Below are 944 nucleotides of genomic sequence, written 5' to 3'. Positions count from 1 at the left end.
TGTTCGTGACCCTGTCAAGTGGACACACCAAAATCCGCACACTTATTTAATATTAAGCTGCTTTTTGTTCACGATATTCTACAGGACTCATTTCTAATTTGTTTTGGAGTCTTTCATTGTTATAATAGTAAATGTAATCTTCAACAGCCTTTTGTACTTCAATCGCTGATTTAGGCGTACTGAAACAGTACATTTCTGTTTTTAAATGGCTGAAGAAGTTTTCTACGCAAGCGTTGTCCCAGCAGTTGCCTCTGCGGGACATGGATTGGGTTAACCCCATCTTTAAGACACGCTTCATGTATCCTGGATTTGTAAATTGTGAGCCTTGATCACTGTGAAGGATGGCTCCTTTTTCAAATCCTCTTTTTTTGAGTTCTAATAAAGTTCGATACACTAAAGTTTTCGATTGGTTCTTTCCAATAGAATAGGCCACTACCTCACCGTTATATAGGTCCTTAATTACGCACGCATACAGCCATTTTCTGTTTTTTTCTTTTGCCTCTACATAAGTAATATCAATGGCAAGTTTCTTCCCTGGTTTTAGGGCTTTAAAGTTACGATTTAAGAGATTTGGTACTGTGCCGTGAGGCTGGTTTCTATTCCTAAACCTCCGTCTTCTAATCTGGCACCGTAAGCCGTACTTTCGCATTACACGGGCAATACGCTTCTCATTTACGATCATCTGATGTTTATTCTTTAATTCTAAGTAAATTCGCTTTCTTCCATAGGTCCCTTTATGCTTATGAAAGATCTGAAGGATATAATAATACAATTCCTCATCTTTTTGGTCCTGGGCACTTTGTAAATGGCAAGTTGCTCTCCATTTGTAATAACCTGACTTTGATACCTTTCCCGCCTCAGACATCGAAGTAATTTCTACAAGCTTGGTAACCGGATATTCCTCTTCAAACGCTTTAATAAAGGCAAAAGATTCTTGCTTTGAA

The 944-nt window shown here is 38.2% G+C and carries 1 protein-coding gene; it reads right to left on the bottom strand.

Features of this window, described 5'->3' with window-relative positions; all coding sequences use genetic code 11:
• Positions 1-52: 52 nt before the first annotated feature.
• Positions 53-944: IS3 family transposase (locus ABDZ91_RS14115; RefSeq protein WP_343800031.1), on the bottom strand; the 892-nt coding region annotated here is incomplete at its 5' end.

Origin of the sequence: Bacillus carboniphilus, from assembly GCF_039522365.1 — a bacterium.
Taxonomy (GTDB): domain Bacteria; phylum Bacillota; class Bacilli; order Bacillales; family JC228; genus Bacillus_BF; species Bacillus_BF carboniphilus.
This window is presented reverse-complemented; position numbering and strand designations above follow the sequence as displayed.